Genomic DNA, 22,321 nt, shown 5'->3' with positions numbered 1-22,321 from the left:
GTGCGTGGATTGAAATTTAAGCCGCTAACGGAAAACGGCTACGAATTGCGTCGCACCTCGTTTGAGGTGCGTGGATTGAAATTGGAAATTGTTAGAAATGGAATTGACCACGAAGCGTCGCACCTCGTTTGAGGTGCGTGGATTGAAATCAATAGCAATTTGCGACAGGCTGATTTTACAGGGAGTCGCACCTCGTTTGAGGTGCGTGGATTGAAATCGTGCACACCGCGATGACCGTCCAAAGTTGATCGTCGCACCTCGTTTGAGGTGCGTGGATTGAAATAGGCAAGTTGGTTTCTGGAACATCAGTTTGGGTGTCGCACCTCGTTTGAGGTGCGTGGATTGAAATAACGTCTAAATCACCATACCACTCATAAACACCGTCGCACCTCGTTTGAGGTGCGTGGATTGAAATTTAAGCCGCTAACGGAAAACGGCTACGAATTGCGTCGCACCTCGTTTGAGGTGCGTGGATTGAAATTGGAAATTGTTAGAAATGGAATTGACCACGAAGCGTCGCACCTCGTTTGAGGTGCGTGGATTGAAATATTCTTGTTGAAACTGAAAACGGGCTGGAACGATTGTCGCACCTCGTTTGAGGTGCGTGGATTGAAATCGGCGATGCTTCGCGACCTTGTCGAGCCGCACAGTCGCACCTCGTTTGAGGTGCGTGGATTGAAATAGCGACGCCGATGCCGCCATCGCAAATTTTGAAGTCGCACCTCGTTTGAGGTGCGTGGATTGAAATCAATAGCAATTTGCGACAGGCTGATTTTACAGGGAGTCGCACCTCGTTTGAGGTGCGTGGATTGAAATGTCGATGTGGAAGTTGACCCGCGGCGGCAAACGGTCGCACCTCGTTTGAGGTGCGTGGATTGAAATCATGACCCGGAAATTTTAACTAATGCCAATTTGATCGCACCTCGTTTGAGGTGCGTGGATTGAAATACATCTCAAACACTCCTCGCATAAAGGACTCTTGTCGCACCTCGTTTGAGGTGCGTGGATTGAAATCACTCGATTTGCTTCATTGGCTGCGGCTTTTTTGTCGCACCTCGTTTGAGGTGCGTGGATTGAAATTGATGGTTTGGTTTTTTAATTGCGTTCTCCACTGTCGCACCTCGTTTGAGGTGCGTGGATTGAAATAGTTAGGCCCAAAAAGAAGCAAAAAATCAGGTAGTCGCACCTCGTTTGAGGTGCGTGGATTGAAATAAGCGCCGGATATATTGGGCTTATGTTTGATTTAGTCGCACCTCGTTTGAGGTGCGTGGATTGAAATGAGTAGTCGATTTCGTAGTCGTAGCCGGTCAAAGTCGCACCTCGTTTGAGGTGCGTGGATTGAAATCTGTAAATCGTCCCACGTGTTAAAAATTTCACGTGTCGCACCTCGTTTGAGGTGCGTGGATTGAAATACTGCTATATCCCACCAATTTACTCGCAATTTGGTCGCACCTCGTTTGAGGTGCGTGGATTGAAATGTTGAGCTAGCTGAATATAACCTTTGTAGCCAGTCGCACCTCGTTTGAGGTGCGTGGATTGAAATTTGCTGGTCATTGAATGCATTATTCTTGTATAATGTCGCACCTCGTTTGAGGTGCGTGGATTGAAATCGCCGGTGTGTTAACTAAATTACAAAATCAAAGTCGCACCTCGTTTGAGGTGCGTGGATTGAAATCGCACGACCGTCGGCAGTGATCGGCACCCTGAGTCGCACCTCGTTTGAGGTGCGTGGATTGAAATTGCTCAATTCTTTCCCACCTTTTTGCCCACGATGTCGCACCTCGTTTGAGGTGCGTGGATTGAAATAGTTTTATCTGATGCCGTCTCATCATCGCCTTTGTCGCACCTCGTTTGAGGTGCGTGGATTGAAATACCGTTGCGTGCCAGAATCGTCTGCTGCTCGGCAGTCGCACCTCGTTTGAGGTGCGTGGATTGAAATCTACCACCGCTCATCATCCGCCCACTGATTACGTCGCACCTCGTTTGAGGTGCGTGGATTGAAATACTCGAGCCGCACTGTCGTTAGCCGCAAGCGAAGTCGCACCTCGTTTGAGGTGCGTGGATTGAAATCGGATGCACTAAAGGAGCCAATCTCGGCCAGTGGTCGCACCTCCTACAAACCAGGATAGGTTGTAGGCAACCCGATCGTGGTGTATACTAAGGGAAGTCCTTTTCAACTCTTGGACTACCTTACAGCCGACAGAAATGTCGGTTTTTTATTTGCAAATTTATTTTATAAACTCAGTATTCCCCGCGTATGCGGGGGTTGATCCTGAAGCAGCCAAATTTTGCAACGATACGACTTGGTATTACCTGCACCTCGTTTGAGGTGCGTGGATTGAAACGAAATGATACTATTAATAAAGTTACTTGCTACACCTCTCCGTCTCGTCTGCGCTTCGTCTATGCTGAACCCCCTTAGTGTTGGCATGGTGCTAATCGAAATCCGGTCGCGCTTCCTTAGAGCAGTTAGCGTCGAGATTTGTCACGAAGCCCCTGTGCCTGTCGGAGCTAGGGTAGCGCTCTTCAGATTTTGTGACCGAAGTGAGCCGGGTGCATGGACCATAGATTGTAATTCTTTAAAAATTGAGGATTCATGCTCGAGATCCTGATGAATGTCGATTGGAGGGCTCGCTCAACTTCTCAAATGCCATTAAAAAGGAGGTTCACCCATGAAAATCGCCATCTCTAGTGATGAACACTTGGATATCAATCGGCAGGATGTCACGGAGCTGGTTCCGCGGCAGGCCGAGTTTTTGCAGGCGGCGGGGGTCGACTACTATTTGATGACGGGCGATTTGTTTAATGATTTTACTCATAGCTTGGCCTATGTGGAGCGGTTGCAGCGTGAATTGGCGCCACGGACGCAGGTTTATTTTGTGGCGGGGAATCATGATATGCTGGCGGGGGTCACTTATGAGGAGTTGGAGCAGCCGGAATTGATCGGGCCGAATTATTTGCATCGCCGGGTGATCCATTTGCCCGGGACGCGCGTCAGTTTGGTGGGGAATAACGGCTGGTATGACTATTCATTGGCGGATTCGTTGGCCACGGCGCGGACGCCAGCGGAGTTCGCACGTTGGAAGTCGGCTTATTGGATCGATCGCCGGATCAAAATGCCCCTGTCAGATCAGGAGCGCATGGCCACCGTGTTGACGCAGACGCAAGCCGATCTAGCGCGAGCGCGGGTTGGCGGGGATCAGCTGCTTTTTCTGACTCATTTCGTGCCCCGGCGGGATTTTATTTTCGATCAGTTGGACCATCCGCGTTGGCAAAATGTCAATGGGATGTTGGGTAGTCAGAAATTAGGTCAGCTTTTGGCGGATGAACAGGTGGAGCGGGTCGCGTTTGGTCATTTACATACGCGTCATTTACCGGTGACCTTAGCAGGAACGACCTATTATCATGCGCCAGTTGGTTACGGATTGCGCCGCTTGAATGAATGGCGTGAAGCTAACTTTTGGCAAGAATGGTGTCGAGATTTGGCCGTTATAACGTTATGATCGCGGTGAGCTGGTCATCCATCAATCTGCTAACACGGTGTTCTGGGTCCCGTGCTACGGTTGGCTTGGCAGGATTGGTCGTGAGAGCGATCGGCGGCCAGCAGCGAAAAAGGGTCATGCACGGCTAGGCAGTTGCTTCAAAACCAGCCAGTCAACGAGAAAACGCCAACCGGCGCTACACCGTTTTATAACGGTGGGCCGATTGGCGTTTTTCAGCAAATCAAGTGGATTATTTAGCTGTTGGTGCTGGGATCTTTGTAGTTTTCCATGTCAGATTCTTTGATGGTGCTCCGGCCATCAGCGCGGGCGTTAAGGATGGCGTTGGCGATGTCAACGTTGCTCCAGCTGCCGGCATTGACGCCTTGGCTTTCTAATTGCTTCCGGGCAGCGGCGATGTCGGCGCTGGTGACCTTGCCGTCAGCGATGGCTCCTTTGCCGTCGGGTTGGCTGGAGCTACTGGAACTGGATGAGCCGTCGCTGTCTTGATCGTCGTCGCTATCATCGTCGGCGCTGGTCAGGATCGAAACCTTGGATTTCAACAGGCCAATGGTCTCTTGTTCAAAGGGGCTCTGGCTTAGAGCACTTTGACCGAGCAGTTTATCGATCGCGGCCAAAGCCTTGTCGTAATCCTTGTCGTTAATTTCTTTGGCAATCTCGACCTTGGCTTTGTCAAGGTCATTGTAGGTGCTCTTGACGCTCTTCAACTCAGCTTGCAGATCGCTTTTAGCTGTTTTGATCTCGTCCAAGGTTTTCTCAGTCTTGATTTTGTCTAAGGCCGTTTTAGCTGCGGAGAATTTGAAAGCTTTGATCTTGCGGTCGGCCTTGGCCAAATCCTGCGCCTGTTGCTGGTACTTCTGGCTGGTTGCGGTACTTTTGACGGTGGCCGCGGAGTTAAAGTAAGCAACAGCTTGCTCGTATTCCTCATCGCTCAGTGCTTGCTTGCCCTTTTTCGTCAAGCTCTGGGCCTGTTCTTGGTCGCTAACTGCATCTTGTTGCTTGTTGCAGGCCGCCAATGTTAGCAACGCGATCGGTAAGACTAACAGGACCCGCCAATTTCTTTTCTTCATCATAGTACTCCCTCCACCACGATTATTTTATACTTTGATTAGCTTGATTATACCATGCTTTCGGACCGGGCAACAATTGCAGAAGTGATCCATTAAGCAAAAATTAAGCGTTACCAGCAAATCGCCTGGGTGACTGGTCATGATATCGGTGCTTATTGCCGAAGCCCCCTGGTCCGACGAAAAATGGCGCGAATTTCAAGGATGAGCAAAAACGCGTTAGCAAGCGAGGTGCTGCGGCCAAATTGTGTTCGAGTCGCGGTTATTCGGGCCTTGTCGTTTAAAAAATCGACTTGGAGGCTCGATTTGAAGGGTCGGTTTGACGGATCGACTTGGAGTCTCACCTTGAAGAATCGGTTTGAAGAATCATTTTGGAGGCTCACTTTGAAGAATCATTTTGAAGAATCATTTTGAAGAATCATCTTAAAGGATCATCTTGAAGAATCATTTTGAGAAATCATCCTAAAGAATCATCTCAAAGAATCATCGCAAAGTCTCTTTATGAGAAATCAGCCGGAAGAACCAGCGAAGCAACCGCTGGAGGGGCCGGAAATGGCGGGTATCAAACTTGTGCGATGGCAATGACGCCGGCTTGTCCCAGCGATCCGGAAAGTCCTGAAAAAAAGATATGGCGAAAGTCTTGAAAAATGATTGGTTTTTAGGTAAGATATTAAAGTTGGCTGTTGAACGATAGTCACGATGGAGGAGTAGCGAAGTGGCTAAACGCGGCGGACTGTAAATCCGCTCCTTCGGGTTCGGTGGTTCGAATCCACTCTCCTCCATATTTTTATTGGGTTATAGCCAAGCGGTAAGGCAACGGACTTTGACTCCGTTATGCGCTGGTTCGAATCCAGCTAACCCAATCTATCATGATTTGATCAAGGCGATTCCTCTGGGGAATCGCTTTTTTGATTTCTCTTGGTCAAATGGGGTGGGGGATTTTCGGGTTATGCTTCGGGCTATGCTTCAGGCGGTGCTTCGGGTTATGCTTTGGGCTACGCTTCGGGCGGTGCTTTAGGCGGTGCTGTCGGCGCGGGGGCTGAGTGGTGGTCAGGGTAAATTCGGTTTGATTTTGCGGCGGTTCATGGGATAATGGGAGCAGTGAACTTAGTAAAATAATCTGAATAACTTAAGGATGTGAAGCGCGGAGGCTCCCAGGGAGTTTTCGTCAGAGATGAAATTATCGATCATTGTGCCTTGTTATAATGAGGAAGAGGCCTTGCCTTATTACTTCGCGGCAATGGAAAAGTTGCGGCCCCAATTGCCCTTGAGTTTCGAATATATTTTCGTCAATGATGGTTCGCGTGACGGCACCTTGCTGTATTTGCGCCAGTTGGCGGTCCAAAATCCGGAAACGGTCCATTACGTGTCTTTCTCGCGTAATTTCGGGAAAGAGGCGGGCTTGTACGCGGGGTTACAGCGCGCCACAGGGGATTATGTGACGATCATGGATGCGGATCTGCAGGATCCACCGGAATTATTACTGGAAATGTACCGCAAAATTCAGGATCCGGAGATCGACTGTGTGGGAACGCGTCGGGTGACGCGGGCAGGTGAGCCGCCGATCCGTAGTTTCTTTGCCCGGGCGTTCTATCGGTTAATGAATCGGATCGGGCAAACGCCGATCGTTGATGGTGCGCGGGATTATCGCTTGATGACCCGGCAAATGGTTGACGCGATCTTGGAGTTGACCGAGTATAATCGCTTCTCTAAAGGGTTGTTCTCTTGGGTCGGCTTTCGCACGGAATATTTGGAGTATGAGAATGTGCAACGCGTCGCTGGGCAAACGAGCTGGAACTTTTGGAAGTTGTTTTCCTATTCGATCGATGGCATCGTGAATTTCTCCGATGCGCCGCTGAATATTGCTTCGTTTGTTGGCGCTGCTAGTTGTTTGGGGGCGTTGATCGCCTTGATCGTGATCGTGATCCGCACGCTGGCTTACGGCGACCCTACCACTGGTTGGCCGTCAATGGTTTCGATCCTGCTGCTGGTCGGGGGCACGCAACTGCTGTGTCTGGGCATTATTGGCAAGTATATTGGCAAAATTTTCCTCGAAACCAAGAAGCGCCCACAGTATATCGTCCGTGAAGATGAACGTCTTTACGCGCGGCAGCACGCGGCGACCCAAGTCCCACAAGACGAGCCAGCCGCGACTAAAGAAACACCAACCAAGCCCACGCTCGATCAGAAATGAGTGGAAACCCAGAACTAGTCAAAACGCCGACTGCGCAAGTCGGCGTTTTTTTGGTGGCGTTGAGCCGGTGATCTGAATTTCGTTGGTATTTTTCCCTTTTGCCAGTCTCTCAGTAGCAAAAAGCGTTGGTTGTTGGCGGAAGTTGTGCTAATCTTGAGAAAGAAGAGAAGTTGGGAGTAGATCGGATGTTACGAACAAATCAGTTTCAACAACGGCAGTCAGCAGGCGAGCGGCGGCAAACGACTCGGCTGATGTTCGGCGCTTTTGGCTTGACGATGTTGCTTTACTTCATTGCGACGGCACTCAGTGGGCAAAATGCCTTTCTCGGTGGTTCGATTCTATCAAATGATCTGAGTCAGCAATATTTATCGCTGTTTGCCTATTATCGGAAGGTTTGGCAAGGGCAGGCGACGATCGGCTATTCGTTTTCCAGCGGGTTAGGTGGCAGCATGGCCGGCGATTGGGCTTACTATTTGCTGAGTCCCTTTAATTTGATCTTATTGCTGTTCCCCCAGGCGCAGTTGCCCTTGGGGTTATACGTGGTGATCATGCTGAAATTGGGGAGTGCTAGTCTGGCCTTCACTTACATGGCACGGCGTTGTTACCCGCAATTGCAGGCGCTGCAATTGTGGTCCTTAGCGGTGGCATACAGCTTGATGGGCTTTGTGGTGGTCTACTATCTGCATTTGCTCTGGTTGGATGCGTTGATCTGCTTGCCGCTGATCGTTTGGGGGTTGCGGCGGCTGACGTGGGACGGTTCGCCGCTGACTTACCTGTTCTGGCTGGCAGCCGCACTGATCACCAACTATTACATGGGCTTCATGCTGTGTATTTTCTCGGTGTTGATGTTCCTGTATTTCGGCTTGTTGGATTGGGCTAAAATCCAGCGAAAATTGCGGGTGATCGTTAATTTCGTGGGCGCCTCGATCCTAGCTGGCGGATTGGCCGCCTTTGTGCTGATTCCCACGTGGCAGAATTTGACCGGTGGTAAGTTTAAGCTGACCGAGACGCATTTGTCCACGGAGCGATTGGGCTCATGGCAATTCTTCTCGAAGTTTGTGGTGGGAAATAATTCCAATCATTATCCCAACTTATTTATCGGGACTTTTGCGTTGTTGCTGTTTATTCTATTCTTCTTGAATCAGCGGATCGGGTGGCGGGAGAAGCTGATCACCTTGGGGCTGACCTTGCTGCTAGGCAGCGGCTTGATGTTTGAACCGATCTATTTGCTTTGGCATGGGTTCCAACCGCCGATCAGTTTCCCGTATCGGTTTGCTTATCTCTTATCATTTTGGCTCCTTTTCGTCGCGGCTCGGGCTTGGCAGGCGGGTCTAGAGCCACTGACACGCTGGCAAGGATTCACGTTGGTGGGGCTTGGGGTCGTTTACACTGGGTATTTCTTCTGGCGGCGGCACAACTTTAGCGCCATTTCGGCCACACGCTTGGCCTGGGGCTTATGCGTGCTCTTGGCCGGGGTCGCGTTGTTGTTCTGGCTCCAAAAACGCCAACCAACTTGGGCCTACGCGGGGATACTGGTGTTGACCTGTCTGGATCTGGGCCTGAATATGGTGCTGATCCAACGGACGGTGCACACGGATAGTGGCACGGTTTATCGCCAGTACGCGACCGAGTTGGGCGATGAGATCGACCAGATCAAGGCCGACGCTGGCAATCAGACCCAGTTTTATCGGATCGACAAGAATTTCATGCGGGCCCACGACCGCGGCGATGCCTATCAACATAGCTATCATGGCGCGTCGTTGTACACCTCGAATATTGCGGCTGTCGTCCCGGAATTTTATCAAAAATTGGGACTACCTGGCTTCGGCTATACTGTGGCCTACACCAATGGGTCCAAGCTGACAGACGCGCTCTTGGGAATCCGTTATTTCATTGATGATCCGCAAACCCAGTCACAGTCACAAACAGGTGTGGATTATTATGGGGTGCGGGCTGATTTGACCAGTGAGCCGATCATCGCCAAAAACGGTACCCGGGTCACTTATCGCAACGACCAGGCCTTGGGCTTAGGTTTTGCGGCGGCGGGCATCGCCGCCTTACCCACAACGGCAGCCAGTGACCCTTTGGCCAATCAGAATCGCTTGTTCCAAGAATTGACGGGAAGTCGGGAGCAGCCTTTAAGTCTGCTCAAGCGTCGTTCGTTGCGGCTGCGGAATCTGACCGCGACCACTGAATCTGGGGTGACCACCTTGACCAAGGAGCGGGCAGGGGCGGCGGCTAGTTTGACCACCAGTTATCAGGGGCTGGACGCCGAAACGAGTTATTATTTGTCCGTCGATCAGCATTTCCGGCCGAGTGTCAGTGATTTTTATGTTAATGGGAAGAAAATTGATTTCTTCCCGGTTACGGTGCAGCCACTGATTTTAGGCGTCAAACCGGTCAACGGGCGGATCACGATCAAAATCAAGCTGAAAACCGATCAGTTGAATTATCGGGCGCTGGACTTGGCGCGCTTTGAAGCGAACGTTTTCGCCCAGGGTTGGCAACGGCTGCAACAACGGCAGTGGCAACTCAGTGAGTTCTCGGATACCAAGGTAGTAGGAACGATCACGACCACGGCGGCCCAGCCGAACTTCTTGACTACGATTCCCACTGTCAAAGGCTGGCAGGCGCAAGTGGATGGTCAAACGGTGCCGTTACAAACAGGCTTGGGGACCTTCATCGCCTTGAAGCTCAAGCCCGGCCGACATCAAATCACCTTGACTTATCAGGTGCCAGGATTACGGCGGGGACTTTGGGTATCACTACTCAGTCTGTTGCTGGTCTTAGCTTGGTGGGGTTGGCGGTACTGGCGTAGTCGTCAAACCGCTCACCGTAATCTACTAGGCCACTAGTTGCTGCAATTTATTATGAAGAAAATATAGGTAGGGATCACTTTGCAAAGCAAAAAAATTTCACGAGCGATTTGGACCAGTTTGATCTTGGTCGGACTGACGGTGTTTTATTTTATCGGCTTTGGTCCGTCTGGTGTTTATGTTTATCATTTGAATCAAACCACGATCACCTTGGGTTGGTTGGCGGGCACGACCTTGAAATACGCCTTGACGATCGGCTGGATCTGGGCACTGCTGTGGGTCTTGACCACGGGGCCGGCACTTTACTTGCGCGATAGTCTGCGCGGTTGGTGGCTCCTTTGGGCAGGGGGCTTGCTTCTGCTGTTTGGCGCGGTCGCCAGTCAGGTCAGCTTCACGTGGACTAACTTGTACGACCAGCTATTTCTGATCAGTCGCAACCAATTTCCGTTTATCACGGGGTTGTTGCTGTATAGTCTAGTCCAACCCTATTTCCGGAAAATCGCGGGCTCACTGCAGGTCGCTTGGATCCTAGGCGCAGTACTTTGTTTGCCGGTTGTCGCTGGGCGCGATCTTTGGGGGTTCGGCACGATTTTGACGTCGTGGACGGCCATTCTGGTGCTGGGCCTTTTAAGCGAGGTGTTGCGACAACGGCCGCGGCTGTTCACCAAACTATGGTGGTGGCTAGGCGGCGTCGGAGTGGCTTACTTGTTGGTGTTAGTCGCTGCTTGGATCAATCCAACACGGGGCTTTGACCCTAACTTGGTGACCAAACGTTGGCTGGCCCCCTTGTCGCCGCTGACGCTGATCACGGCTTTAGTTCTGGCGCAAGTGCTGCAACAATGGTTCCGGTTGCGCCCGGCAGTGGCCGCAAAAACGATTGCTAGCAAAACGTCAGCGACAACGGTCACAACTAGTGAAACGCCTGTTCCAACAACGAGCGCGCCGCAGGTTGGTGCGCTTGGCGCGGCCGGGTTCGGGGCACGTCTATGGCACCGCACTGGCAAACTGGCGGTCTTGATCGCCATGTTGGGCCTGGGAAGTTCTGCCTATGCGAAATTTTCCTGGCAGTTATTCACGGGCATGCGGGACTGGCTCAGTCCGTTGTTTCACGCGCTTTGGGTCCCGGTGGCGGCGCTGATCATTACATTGGCCCTCTTGCTGTGTTGTTTCGTGTTGGCTTGGTTACTGCAGCGGCATCAGCTGTGGCAGTGGAGCGAAACGCATGGCTTGGTCGATCTCACTTCAGGGTTGACCGCGTTGACCCATCATTACCGGCAGTGGTTGCCCCAACTTTGGCGGAAACTCCAGCGGCCGGTGCTGGCTGGGGTGATTTTGTACGTGGTCCAAACGGGCTCGACTTTGGCGATGAACCGTTCTTGGCGTACCGTCGAGAACATTGTCCGTCCCAATGACAGTGTCCTAGCCAAAACGTTGATCAGCAATTTTCCCCAAATGGTCATGGGCACGGTTTTGCTGCTGGCGGTTTATTGGGTGCTCTTAAGCCTGACCAACCGTTATTGGTTGTCCCTTTTAACGGTGGCCAGTTGTGACATCTTGTTCACGATCGCCAATGTTTTGAAAATCAAAAGTCGCAATGAACCGATCATTCCGGCGGACTTGGCGGAGTTGAAGTCGTTCTCGTCTTTGATCGAAATGATCGGACAGGGGACATTTATCGCCATTATTGTGGTGATCGTGGGTTTGATCGGGTTGATGATCCTGATCGAACATCGGTCCAGTAGCGCCCACCAGAACTGGCGCGTGCGCGTGGTGAAATTGGTTTTGGCCGGCAGTTTCTTGTTCTCGCTGACGCAATTGCATCATCCCGATTCGTTGGGGCTGGCCTTGGTCCAAACCATGGGTGGGGATACGCAGTCGATGAATCTTCTGATGCACGCCCAAAACAATGGCCCCCTTTTGACCTATTTGAATCAAATGGATATCAAGGTGATGACCACGCCGAAAGATTACTCACAGGCGACGATCAAGGCCCTGATCAAGAAGTACCAGCAGCGCGCGGCGGAACTCAATCAGACCCGGACCAACAATGTCAGCGATCAAACCTTCCTCTTCAATCTCTCGGAAAGTTTCTCCGATCCGCGGCGGATCACTGGCCTGAAGTTGAATCGCGACCCGATCCCAACGATTGAGCGCTTGAAGCAGACCGCTACAGGTGGTCAAATGATGAGCTTTGGTTATGGCGGCGGCACGGCTGATATGGAGTACATGTCCTTGACCGGGATCTCCATGGGTAATTTCGACGCGACCATGCGCACGCCCTTCACCCAACTGGTGACTGGGTTGCCTAGTGCGCCTTCGATCGGCGACTATTTCGGTTATGCCTCGGCCCTGCATCCTTACCAAGGTGGATTCTACAATCGCAAGGCTGTCTATCAGAAATTCGGCTTCAACAAGTTCGCTTTTCTCGGCAGTCAATATCAGATCTACGACCAGAAGAAGATCGGCACCTCACCATACTTATCTGACGAGACTGCCTATGATAATGCCCTGCGGCAAATCAAAGCGCAGCAAAACGGGCAGTTCATCAATTTGATCAGTATCCAGAATCACATGCCTTTTACCCCGGATTATTACCCCGATCACGATTACGTGGTCTCAGGCACCGGCTTCACCAAAGCGAACAAGACGGCGATCGAGCATTATACGCAAGGGCTGGCCTATACCGACGCCGCCGTGAAAAAATTCCAAAAGCAACTGGATCAGTTGGCCAAGCCCGTGATCTGGGTGTTCTATGGCGATCATTTGGCCGGATTGTATAACAGTTCCAATCAAGTTCAGATGCACGCGACTGATTATTTCGTTTATGCTAATAAGTACGCTCGCGAGCATGGCGCGGTCAGCAAATTGACCAAGCGCACCAATTATGTCGGCACCAACGACTTCATCGCCCTGGCTTTTGAACAGGCCAATGCGAAAGTCGATCCGATCATCGCTTTATTGACGGATGTGCAGCAGCAGTTACCTGCCCAATGGGAGAAGACGGCCAATTCGGATACCAGCGCGGTTTACGGCACCCAATTTGTCGACCAAATGGGCAACCTCTTAGGTTATCCCGAATTAACGAAGAAACAACGCGAGATTTTCCATGATTACCAGCTATTGCAATATGACATTACGGCAGGAAAACAGTATAGCCTGAAATTGGTCAAGTCGGCGAAGAACTAACCGGCGATCGTTCAGGTCGACCCAGAAAGGCGGGCTCGTTTTTGAAACTTGGATTTATTGGGGCTGGACACATGGCTCAAGCGATTATTTTAGGTTTGCTCGGTCAAGGCATCTTGACGCCAGACGAAATTCTGATCCACAGCGCTCATCCGGAACATTATCAGCCTTTCGCGCAAGCACACGGGCTGCAGGACAAAGCAGATAATCAGGCGGTGGTTGCGGCGGCCGACTTGGTGATCTTGGCAGTCAAGCCGAGTCAGGCCTCGGCGGTGCTGGCGCCGCTAGTACCACGATTGCAGCAGCAACAACGGCCCGTCTTGTCCCTGTTATCCGGCGTTAGTTTGGCGGATCTGGCGGCTATAGTGGGCGACCAGATCCCATTGGTCCGGGTGATGCCCAATTTGAACGTGCAGATCGGCGCTGGACTGACCGCATTGGCCGCAAACCAGGCTGCGCAGGCGACGGTTTTGCCTGCGGTCACGCAACTCTTTGCGGGGATCGGGACAACGCTGGCTCTACCCGAGGCCGATTTCAGTACGTTTGTGGCGCTGGCAGGAAGTGCACCGGCTTTTGCGTATTTGTTCATGGACGCTTTGGCCCACGCTGGGGTCAAATATGGCTTGACGAAGGCGCAGGCACTGGCGATCGTTAGTCAAATGACCGTTGGTAGCGCCCAGATGATCCAGCAAGCGGACCAGGCACCTTGGTCGTTGATCGATGCGGTCGCTTCACCTGGCGGCACAACGATCGCGGGGGTGTTGGCGTTACAAGCTGGTGGGTTCGAAACGGCCCTGACCCAGGCGGTTGATGCGGTCATTGCCAAGGATCAGGCGGCAAAATAGGGCGAGCTGGGGCAGCGGTTGCTAAGTTTATTTGATTTTTTTAACATTGGATCGGGGAGAAGGCGCCTTTTATTCCTGTTCCTTTTTAGCTGGTTTATGCGTATAATAGGACAATGTGCACGTTTGGCAAAGTCGGCTAAGATTAGCCTGCGTTAAGCATATTGGAGGAGTTCATAACATGGAGAAGACCACCACACAATTTGATGTTGAGCAAACCGAGCTACGCACATTACCTTTTGTGGGCATCGTGATCCCGGCACTGGATCCGGATCAGCGTTTGTTGACGTTACTTCAGCAATTATTACAGTTAGATCAATTAACGAAAAGAATCGTTGTCGTCGATGATGGCAGTGCCAGTTCAGCGATTTTCGATCAAATCGAGGCAATGGCTGAACGTCAGGTCGTTGTGTTACATCACGAACAGAATCATGGCAAGGGTGCGGCTTTAAAAACGGCCTTTCAATATTTTCTGGCCCAAAAACCGCAACCACAGGGCATTGCGACTTTGGACGCGGATGGTCAACATACCGTGACAGCCTTACTGGATTGCTTGAAAATGTTTGGGCAGTTTCCCCATGATTTGATCTTGGGTACCCGCCAATTCACGCAAGAGATCCCGTTCCGCAGCCGCTTTGGCAATGTCTTGACCAATGGGATCGTGCGGCTACTGACTCGGATCCCGGTCTCCGATACGCAAACGGGGTTACGGGTCATTCCCATCGATTATGTTCGGGAGCTGGTTGATTTTCCGGGACAACGCTTTGAGTTTGAATTCGATATGTTGTTACGGGCGCGTGAATTTGGGATCGTGCTGCGGGAACAACCCATTCCTACGATTTATTTGGACGGCAACGCTTCTTCCCATTTCCGGGTGATCCGGGACTCGATCTCGATTTATTCTCGTTTTCTGAAATTCTCCGCCAGTGGGTTGATTTCCTTCGTGGTGGATATTAGTCTTTTTGCGCTGATCTCCGCGTGGCTGGGCAATCGGAGCTTCAGGGGCATCATGGTTGCCACGATCGGCGCCCGCTTATTGTCGGCGGTGGTCAATTACGCGCTGAATCATCGGATCGTCTTCGATAACGCGGGCCAGCAGACCCTGCTCAAATATGGGGCGCTGTTTCTGGGGCAGATGTTGCTCTCAGGGATCCTGACCAGTGGTTTTACCACCCTGCTCCCAGGTCATGGCGAGTTTACCTCTGTCTTAGCCAAAATGATCGTCGATCTGGGGTTGTTTCTCTTAAGTTACTATTTGCAGAAGAACTATATTTTTAAAGAGCGGCAACGTGATTGAGCTGGGTCAGTCTGTTGGCGGTTCGTTTCCCATGATCTGATCGGGGGCATTCTTTGGTCGGACGGTTGGCTCTTTCGGGCACGCACCAACTGGGTGTGGATACAGCCAAGCGCGCTGAGCAAAGATTTGGGGCACTGATAGGCATCAAGAAGAAGATGAGGTGAGCGTGTTGAATTGGTTAGGACTGGTGGCGATCCTAGGGGCTTGGGTCGGTTATCAATGGCTGTTCCGCTTGGGCGGCGTTGATTTCTATGCATCATGGATCGTGGCGCTGTTGGCGCAAGTGGTGACGATTTACATCTTTGCCATGCTGGATCATTTGCGTTTGGGCATTTATCTGGTGGTGGGCTTGGGGGTTTTGGCGACGGTAGTCTTACTTCCGTTGGCCTTGCTACACAAGATTAAGCTCTTTTCGAAAGATGTTCATTTGTTTGACTTGTGGATGGTCGTCTTCGGCGTCGTGATTGCGGTTATTTTGTTGCACAGTCCTGTGCTTCATTATGATAATTATTCGCACTGGGCCTTGATCGCCAAGTTCCTGACTTACACGGGGCATTTACCTGGCGCGACTGATAAAATCATTGCGTTCACCTCATATCCGCCGGCGACCGCTTTATGGATGACGGAATGGGCCACGCTGATCGGCTATCACGATGGCGTGATTTTAGTGGCGCAGTTCAGCATGATCTGGAGTGCGTCATACGCCTTATTTGCGGTCTTGCGTGACCGCTCGCGGGCGTTGACGACCATGGTTCTCTGTTTTGCGATTTCGTTGGCCAATGTGTTCAATACCACGATCCGGTTCAACAATTTGCTGGTGGATTATGTTTTGCCGATCGTGACGGCAGCTGGACTGGCCGATTTATATGCCCATCGGGATCAACCGCGCTGGCAATGGGTGATCTTGGCCTTGTTTAGCGCCAACTTGTTGCTGATCAAAAACTCAGGTACTTTTTTCGTGGTCGTCTTAGTTGGTTATGGGCTGTATCTCAATCTTAAACGTTTGCATGGCCAAGGTGGTCAGCGGCATCTGCTAGATTTGTTGGCGTTTAGCGCGGCGGTTGTTTCCGGGGTGTTGCCATTTCTGTGGTGGCAGCGTCATGTGAAGCTGACTTTCACCAGTTCCACCAAACATCAAATTGATTTTCAAGCCTATCTCCAGCGGCTGCATCGTGAAAATGATGGGACTTTGAACAAGATCGCCGCGAAGTTTTTCCATGTCTTGGCCGATCCGACTACTTTGGCCGCCAGGGGGATGATCCTGGTCAGTGTCAGTCTCTTGCTGGCTTGGATCTTGGTTCGCTACCTGGGGAAACATCGGAATCCCTTACTCAAATTATTGATCGTGATCGATCTCGGCTACTTCTTGTACGCGCTGAGTGTGTTGGGTATGTATCTCGTTTCCATGCCACCGATCGAGGCGCTTAACCTGGCTGGCCTGGCCCGTTATTTGGCCAGTGCCGTGGTGTTGAGTCTCTTCGTGGCCGCAATGGGCCTCGCCGCGGTCATCGATGATGTGATCCACGACCGGGAAAACCGGGACAACGACCGGGAACCGTCTTCGCCGCTGCGGCGACGGTCCCGGCCGATCAATTCGGGAATCGCTGCGCGGGCTTATAAACCGCTGAGCTTTAGTTTGTTGGCTTTGTCGGTCATGATGATGCTGGCTGAGGTCAATGAGCTTGATCACATCAAGACAACCGGTCAGAACACGATCCCCGTGCAGTTAACGAAGATCTCACGACCTCGGACTAAACTGACCAAGGATAATTTCCTGCTCATTTATCCAGATCCTTGGGTGGTGGTCAATTATTATGCCGGTTATGTCGGGCGGTATTATTATTTTACTGATCAAGTTGTCAATAAACAGAAATTCCCCATGGATCCCGCCGGCTTCAAGGCGATGATCCAACAGTATGATTACATCGCCGTGCCGAAAGCACACGCAGACTTCAGTAAATTAGTGGCTGAGGTCTATGGCCAAAAGGTGAACGTTGGTTTGTTCCGCGTGACCGCCACTGGCCTGCGGTTGATCAAGGCTCAAGCATCAACTTATTAATGCTGATCAGGCCAATGTCCACCCAATTGTGCGGACCCCGTTAAGGGTGCGCCTTCAAATCAGAGTACAGGATCTCAAGTCATTGACTTGGGCTCCTGTTTTTTCATGCCGTCATTTTTCGGGCATTTGCGTGTGATTTTATGCGAAGGACTAGATATCAATCGCAGATGAACTTGTGGAAAAAGACACTTTCCCCGCAAAAAGGCCTAATTTTATGATATACTTGCTCTTTAGTTAAATGAGATTCTAATTAAAATTGATTTTGGATAGATGGAGTCGGGATGATGAGTGCAATCAAGTCGTTTCTTAAGAATAAATCAGTCTGGTTGGTGGCCGCTTTCTTTTATGCGCTGGGACAAGCGCAGCGCTTTCGCAGTTGGGAATATTTAGGGACCTTCTCATTGCGCAATCTGATTATGCTGGTGCTACACAGTTTTCAGCCGCTATTTCTCTATGGGTTGGTTTTTCTGACCTTGAGTTTCTTGCGGCGATCGGCGGAAAAACGGGGGCAACATGGTGCGGCCTTTCTAAGTTCAAGTTATCTCTATTTCGGCTTGATCACCGCCGCGACCTTTGGGATGAACTTCTTACCGGTACCGTCGAAAAAGCTGTTTGCTAATTATCTGCCATTTATTCATAATAGTTTGCCGATCATCTTCGCTTTACTGGTGCTATTTGCCTTAGGACCAACGCTCTTCCGTGGTTTGCACCGTTTGAGCTTGGCCAACGAAACAGGGTTGGTCATTGGTGGCGGAATCTTCGTGATGCTGGCCACTTACGGCAATTATTTTATCGGTTGGGCCAACCAGCCTTGGGGGCAAAGCTGGTTGGTTGTGGTTATTTATGCAGCAATCTTCTATGATTGGCTCAAGCGCCAAGCACATCCCGATCGGCTACTGGCCTATTTGACGTTGGGGACCGGACTGTTCACGGCGGTGCTGTTGTTGACCGGGGTCAATCGGTTCCAATTGGCTTATGGCAGTCTCGATGTTGTCGCACAACCGTTGATTATGGTTTTGCTGGCTTGGCTGGTCTTGATCATGGAACGGGGCGAGCTGACCTGTGACTTGCGGGGCTTATTGCGGCTAAGCGGGTTGATCATTGCCACCAATTATTTGGGCTTATTGCAAAATATCATCACCTTCCATTGGCCGATCTCGGGCAAAGCAGGGGGGGCCAATTTGCTGGGCAATCTGGCTGGTTATGCGGTCGTTATCCTGTTGGCCGGGGGCTTGGTGCAATTTCTTGTGGAGCAGGTCAGTCAAGGTTGGCATGCTCGCGGGTGGCAGTCGCGGCGGGTCAATCTGGCCGCGGGGGCCTTCATGGCCGGGCTCTTGAATGGGCTGATGACCCTCTCGAATTATGTGGGGATCGATAAGAGTTCCTTCAACCTGATGTACAGCGCCGGTGAGCGACCATTGATCATCCTGTTGAATTGGGTGCTACTGTTCGGTTTCTTCTTGATCTTGCAGATGCTGATCAACCGACCATTGGTGCCCTTGGCGGTGTACGCCTTAGTCTTTGGGACATTCACACTGGCTAACTTCTTGAAGATCCTCGATCGCAAGGAACCGATCCTGCCGATTGAAATGGTCAACTTGACCAATCTACCGGCCCTGATGAAAATGGTCGACCGTCGGATCCTGGTTCTGGCGGTGGTCGCGATCGCGCTGTCTGTGGTGCTGTTGGTCTTTTTGATTCGGTACTTTAAGAAGCAACGGCTCTTCAAATTACCGGCGCGGATCGTTAGCAGCGTTTTAGTCCTAGGTTTGAGTGCGGCCACGGTTTATTTACCGCAAGAGTACGGCAACTTCTTTAGTTATCATGCCCAGGACAGTCCCGCCAAGACAATCTTGGACACGTTGGGCTACCATAACTCACCGCAACGGCCGTTATCCTATTTCCTTTTCAACGGTGAGGCGTTCAGCTTCTTAGGCATGTCGCGGATCAAGGTCATGGATGAACCTGAAGGCTACTCCGAGAAAGCCATCGATCAGTTGTTGACCAAGTATCAGAAGCAGGCAGACCAATTGAATCAGCAGCGCAAAAATGAGCTGAAGGATCAAACCGTGATCTATGTGCTCAGTGAGACCTTCGCCGATCCCGAACGGATGCCGACGGTGGAGATCGACCGCGATCCGATCCCGAAGATCCAGCGGTTGATGGCGAAGAATGCCAGCGGGGTGATCAACAGCTTTGGTTATGGCGGCGGCACGGCTGACATTGAGTTTGAGGCCTTGACCAGCTTGTCCATGAATAATTTCGCCCCTAGTTTGACGGTGCCTTACGTTTATCTCGTGCCCAAGATGACCTACATCCCTTCGGTGCTCAATGACTTCGAGAAGAAGATCGCGATCCACCCTTACACCCCTTATATTTACAGTCGGACCCGGGCCTTTGCTGATCTAGGGTTTGACCAATTTTATAACACTGAAAGTACCACCGATCGGCTGACCTATCGGAAGAAGATCCAGGATTCCGAATACATTTCTGACGCTTCGGCCTACGCGGAGACGCTCAAGCACTTGAAGACGGCGCCGGAATCCACCTTCATCCAGTTATCCACAATGCAAAATCATATGCCTTATGATAGCAAGTATAAGAACACGTACACCACGACGAGCAAGCTGAAGAAATCCGCCAACAAAGCGCTGGAAACCTATGTTCAGGGCCTTTCCTTCACGGATGACGCCACCGCAGATTTCATCAAGACCATTTCCAAAATGGACCGGAAAATCACCGTGGTCTTTTATGGGGATCATAACCCCAGCGTTTACGATTACCAAAGCAGTTACCAGCTGCCTAGTAGTTATAAGCGGACGATGTACAATTCCGATTATTTCATCTACAGTAATTTCACGCGCAAGCAGGTCAGCCCCAGTGCCGTGGTCAGTCCGGTCAATTTCACGCCGATGGTCTTGGCGCAAACGAAGAGTAAAGTTTCGCCGTATAACGCGATGTTAACGCAGGTTTGGCAAGAGCTGCCAGCTGGCGAACGGGGCAAGTTTATGACGACGAAGAAGGAATTGACCTAGGCCGAATTATCCAAGCAGCAAAAGGCGCTCCTCCATGATTACCAACTGATCCAATACGATATTACTGCTGGCAAGCAATACACGCTGAAACACAAGAAGCAATTTTATCAAGTAGCGAAATAAGCCGCAACTGACCCGCATCGCTTGATCAGTACCAAGATTCCATCCTTAAATCGGCATCAGCGAGCAACTGTTTTCCCTGAGATTCTCTCTTGACTTTTCATTGTTGGGCGATTGTTTTTCCCAAGAAGTTAGGTAAGAAAAAGGGTGAAGACGGTTGCTTTTTTGGTCTATACCACCTATACTGAAGGATGGATAGAATAATAAGGAGATGTCTTTATGGGTGCAAAAGTCTTAAAGCATGCAAAAATCTATACAGGGGATCAAGTCATCGATGATGGCTACATTCGCTTCGATCAACAGATCTTAGCAGTCGGTCCCGTTTACGAATATGTGGCGCAAGCCGGCGATGAGGTCAAGAATGTTCAAGGTTTGACGATCGTGCCGGGATTCATTGACGTTCATGCCCATGGCGGCTACGGATACGACGCGATGGATGGTGATCCTGAACAAATCGACACCATGGCTACGAAAATGATGCGCAATGAAGGGGTCACCACTTTGTTCGCGACCACCATGACCCAATCCAATGATAATATCGCTCACGCTATGCGCGGTGTCAAAGCGGCGGCGGCGAAGAACCCGATCATTCAGGGTGTGCATTTGGAAGGTCCGTTTATTTCCGCGATTTACAAAGGCGCGCAACCAGAACAATATATCAAAGATCCAAACACTGAATTGTTAGGCGAATGGAACGAACTGTCTGGCGGGTTGGTCAAATTGATCACTTACGCGCCAGAAGATGAGGGCGCGGCGGCCTTTGAAGATTACTGCTTGGCTAATGGCATCGTGCCATCAGTTGGTCATAGTAACGCGACCCGGGAACAATTGCTGAATAGCAAAGCGACCCACGTGACGCATTTGTACAACGCGCAACGGGAATTCAAACATCGCCAACCAGGGGTGACTGGACACGCGATGCTGGAAGATAACATGCGCGCAGAATTGATTTGCGATGGGTTCCACATTGTTCCGGACATGATTCGCTTAGCTTTCGATCAAAAAGGTCCTGAACGGATCGAACTAGTCACCGACTCCATGCGTTCCAAAGGCATGCCAGAAGGTGAAAGCGAATTAGGTGGCCAGAAGGTTTTCGTTAAAGACAAGCAAGCACGTTTGGCTGACGGCACCTTGGCTGGTTCTGTTTTGCAGTTTATTGACGCATTCAAGAATATTCAACGCTTTACCGGTTGCTCCATGTATGAAGCTGTTTTGATGAGTAGTGTCAATCAAGCCGAGGAATTCCACTTGGATTCTAAAGGCTTGTTGGCAGCAGGTCGCGACGCTGACTTGAACCTCCTCGATCAAAATCTAGACTTGCAAGCAACTTACAGTTACGGCACTGAATATCATCCTGAATAGAAGATCGAGGTGGCCTCAGTGGATTCTCCAGTCTATATTAAGATTCACAACCAATTAAAAAGAGATATCGAGTCGGGGATTTGGAAAGTTGGCGACCGGATCCCTTCAGAGCGGGCGTTATCCGTTCAATTTCAAGTTAGTCGGATGACTTTGCGCCAAGCTTTACAAACGCTGGTTGAAGAGGGCATCTTGGAACGTCGCGTGGGCGCGGGTACTTTTGTCGCCCGGCAAAAGGTCCAAGAGAAAATGTCCGGGACCACCAGTTTCACGGAGCTGATGCGGTCCCAAGGCAAGTTTCCCTCCAGCCAAACGATTTCCTACCGCACGGTCAGCCCATCTTTGAGTGAACAGGAACGGCTTAGCTTGGGTGAGAATGACAAGGTCGTCCGGATGGAGCGGATCCGGTTAGCTGACAGTTTGCCGATCTGTTTCGAGGTTGCGACGATCCCCGCCGACATGGTGAAGAATTTTAGTCGGGCAGAGGTCACTGAGTCCTTCTACGCGACCATGGAACAAAAGGGCGGCTACGTGATTGGCCAAGCAAAACAAACGATTACGGCGACCTTGGCTTCGGAAAGCATCGCCGATTATCTGAACCTGAAGCGGGGCGACGCAATCTTGCGCCTGCGTCAGATCACTTATTTAAGCGATGGGCGGCCCTTCGAATATGTACGTACTCAATATGCTGGTCAGCGCTTCGAATTCTTCTTGGAACGCTGACCTTGACCGGCGCCATGTTGGTCTAAGGGTTGACAGATATAAATCAGCGCCGGTTCCGCCACTGGTGTCCCGTCACAAGTGTGCTTAAATAAATCAAGCTTGATTGCCAGTTTCGACTGCGCGTCA

Annotated in this window: 10 protein-coding genes, 2 tRNA genes, 1 pseudogene and 1 CRISPR repeat array; of the genes and pseudogenes, 12 read left to right on the top strand and 1 reads right to left on the bottom strand. The window is 51.0% G+C overall.

Annotation, left to right across the window (positions count from 1 at the left end; all coding sequences use genetic code 11):
• Positions 1-49: 49 nt before the first annotated feature.
• A CRISPR array of direct repeats spans positions 50-2,070; the repeat unit is 33 nt; unit sequence GTCGCACCTCGTTTGAGGTGCGTGGATTGAAAT.
• A gap of 602 nt (positions 2,071-2,672) precedes the next feature.
• Positions 2,673-3,503 (top strand): metallophosphoesterase, encoded by an 831-nt coding sequence (locus EKM94_RS02525; protein ID WP_125596963.1) that lies wholly within the window; start codon positions 2,673-2,675, stop codon positions 3,501-3,503.
• Between the two features lie 233 nt (positions 3,504-3,736).
• Here EKM94_RS02525 and EKM94_RS02520 read toward each other — a convergent pair whose 3' ends face one another.
• On the bottom strand, positions 3,737-4,573 hold the full coding sequence (locus EKM94_RS02520) for an outer membrane protein assembly factor BamD (RefSeq protein ID WP_125596960.1): 837 nt from the start codon (positions 4,571-4,573) through the stop codon (positions 3,737-3,739).
• A 695-nt stretch (positions 4,574-5,268) separates the two neighbouring features.
• Between EKM94_RS02520 and EKM94_RS02515 the strand changes: the two genes are divergently transcribed.
• The 11 genes and pseudogenes from EKM94_RS02515 to EKM94_RS02465 all read left to right on the top strand — a co-directional run bounded on the left by EKM94_RS02515 (position 5,269) and on the right by EKM94_RS02465 (position 22,195).
• Positions 5,269-5,349 (top strand) — tRNA-Tyr (locus tag EKM94_RS02515).
• A 9-nt stretch (positions 5,350-5,358) separates the two neighbouring features.
• A tRNA-Gln gene (locus tag EKM94_RS02510) sits at positions 5,359-5,430 on the top strand.
• A 311-nt stretch (positions 5,431-5,741) separates the two neighbouring features.
• Positions 5,742-6,665 (top strand): annotated as a pseudogene (locus tag EKM94_RS02505) (glycosyltransferase family 2 protein); the annotation flags it as partial.
• A 281-nt stretch (positions 6,666-6,946) separates the two neighbouring features.
• Positions 6,947-9,616, top strand: a complete 2,670-nt coding sequence (locus tag EKM94_RS02500) for a YfhO family protein (RefSeq protein WP_125596954.1) — start codon at positions 6,947-6,949, stop codon at positions 9,614-9,616.
• Positions 9,617-9,658: 42 nt separating this feature from the next.
• The gene (locus EKM94_RS02495; protein ID WP_125596951.1) at positions 9,659-12,763 is read left to right on the top strand and encodes an LTA synthase family protein; all 3,105 of its coding nucleotides are present in this window, start codon (positions 9,659-9,661) and stop codon (positions 12,761-12,763) included.
• A gap of 41 nt (positions 12,764-12,804) precedes the next feature.
• Positions 12,805-13,605, top strand: coding sequence for a pyrroline-5-carboxylate reductase (gene proC, locus EKM94_RS02490; protein WP_125596948.1), 801 nt, complete (start codon positions 12,805-12,807; stop codon positions 13,603-13,605).
• 178 nt (positions 13,606-13,783) lie between these two features.
• Positions 13,784-14,899, top strand: a complete 1,116-nt coding sequence (locus EKM94_RS02485) for a bifunctional glycosyltransferase family 2/GtrA family protein (RefSeq protein ID WP_125596946.1) — start codon at positions 13,784-13,786, stop codon at positions 14,897-14,899.
• Between the two features lie 169 nt (positions 14,900-15,068).
• Positions 15,069-16,958 (top strand): ABC transporter permease, encoded by a 1,890-nt coding sequence (locus tag EKM94_RS02480; protein ID WP_125596943.1) that lies wholly within the window; start codon positions 15,069-15,071, stop codon positions 16,956-16,958.
• 284 nt (positions 16,959-17,242) lie between these two features.
• Positions 17,243-19,993, top strand: a complete 2,751-nt coding sequence (locus tag EKM94_RS02475) for an LTA synthase family protein (protein WP_164511070.1) — start codon at positions 17,243-17,245, stop codon at positions 19,991-19,993.
• Positions 19,994-20,332: 339 nt separating this feature from the next.
• On the top strand, positions 20,333-21,475 hold the full coding sequence (gene nagA / locus EKM94_RS02470) for an N-acetylglucosamine-6-phosphate deacetylase (RefSeq protein WP_125596937.1): 1,143 nt from the start codon (positions 20,333-20,335) through the stop codon (positions 21,473-21,475).
• Positions 21,476-21,493: 18 nt separating this feature from the next.
• Positions 21,494-22,195, top strand: a complete 702-nt coding sequence (locus tag EKM94_RS02465) for a GntR family transcriptional regulator (protein WP_125596934.1) — start codon at positions 21,494-21,496, stop codon at positions 22,193-22,195.
• Positions 22,196-22,321 lie beyond the last annotated feature (126 nt).

Source organism: Lapidilactobacillus achengensis (assembly GCF_003946655.1).
Classification (GTDB): Bacteria; Bacillota; Bacilli; order Lactobacillales; family Lactobacillaceae; genus Lapidilactobacillus; species Lapidilactobacillus achengensis.
The sequence above is the reverse complement of the archived record's forward strand: the minus strand, read 5'-3'. Positions and strand labels throughout refer to the sequence as shown.

Coding starts and splice junctions, on each gene's coding strand:
- EKM94_RS02525 (WP_125596963.1), top strand. CDS start 2,673: ATGAAAATCGCCATCTCTAGTGATGAACACTTGGATATCAATCGGCAG.
- EKM94_RS02520 (WP_125596960.1), bottom strand. CDS start 4,573: ATGATGAAGAAAAGAAATTGGCGGGTCCTGTTAGTCTTACCGATCGCG.
- EKM94_RS02500 (WP_125596954.1), top strand. CDS start 6,947: ATGTTACGAACAAATCAGTTTCAACAACGGCAGTCAGCAGGCGAGCGG.
- EKM94_RS02485 (WP_125596946.1), top strand. CDS start 13,784: ATGGAGAAGACCACCACACAATTTGATGTTGAGCAAACCGAGCTACGC.
- EKM94_RS02475 (WP_164511070.1), top strand. CDS start 17,243: ATGAGTGCAATCAAGTCGTTTCTTAAGAATAAATCAGTCTGGTTGGTG.
- nagA (WP_125596937.1), top strand. CDS start 20,333: ATGGGTGCAAAAGTCTTAAAGCATGCAAAAATCTATACAGGGGATCAA.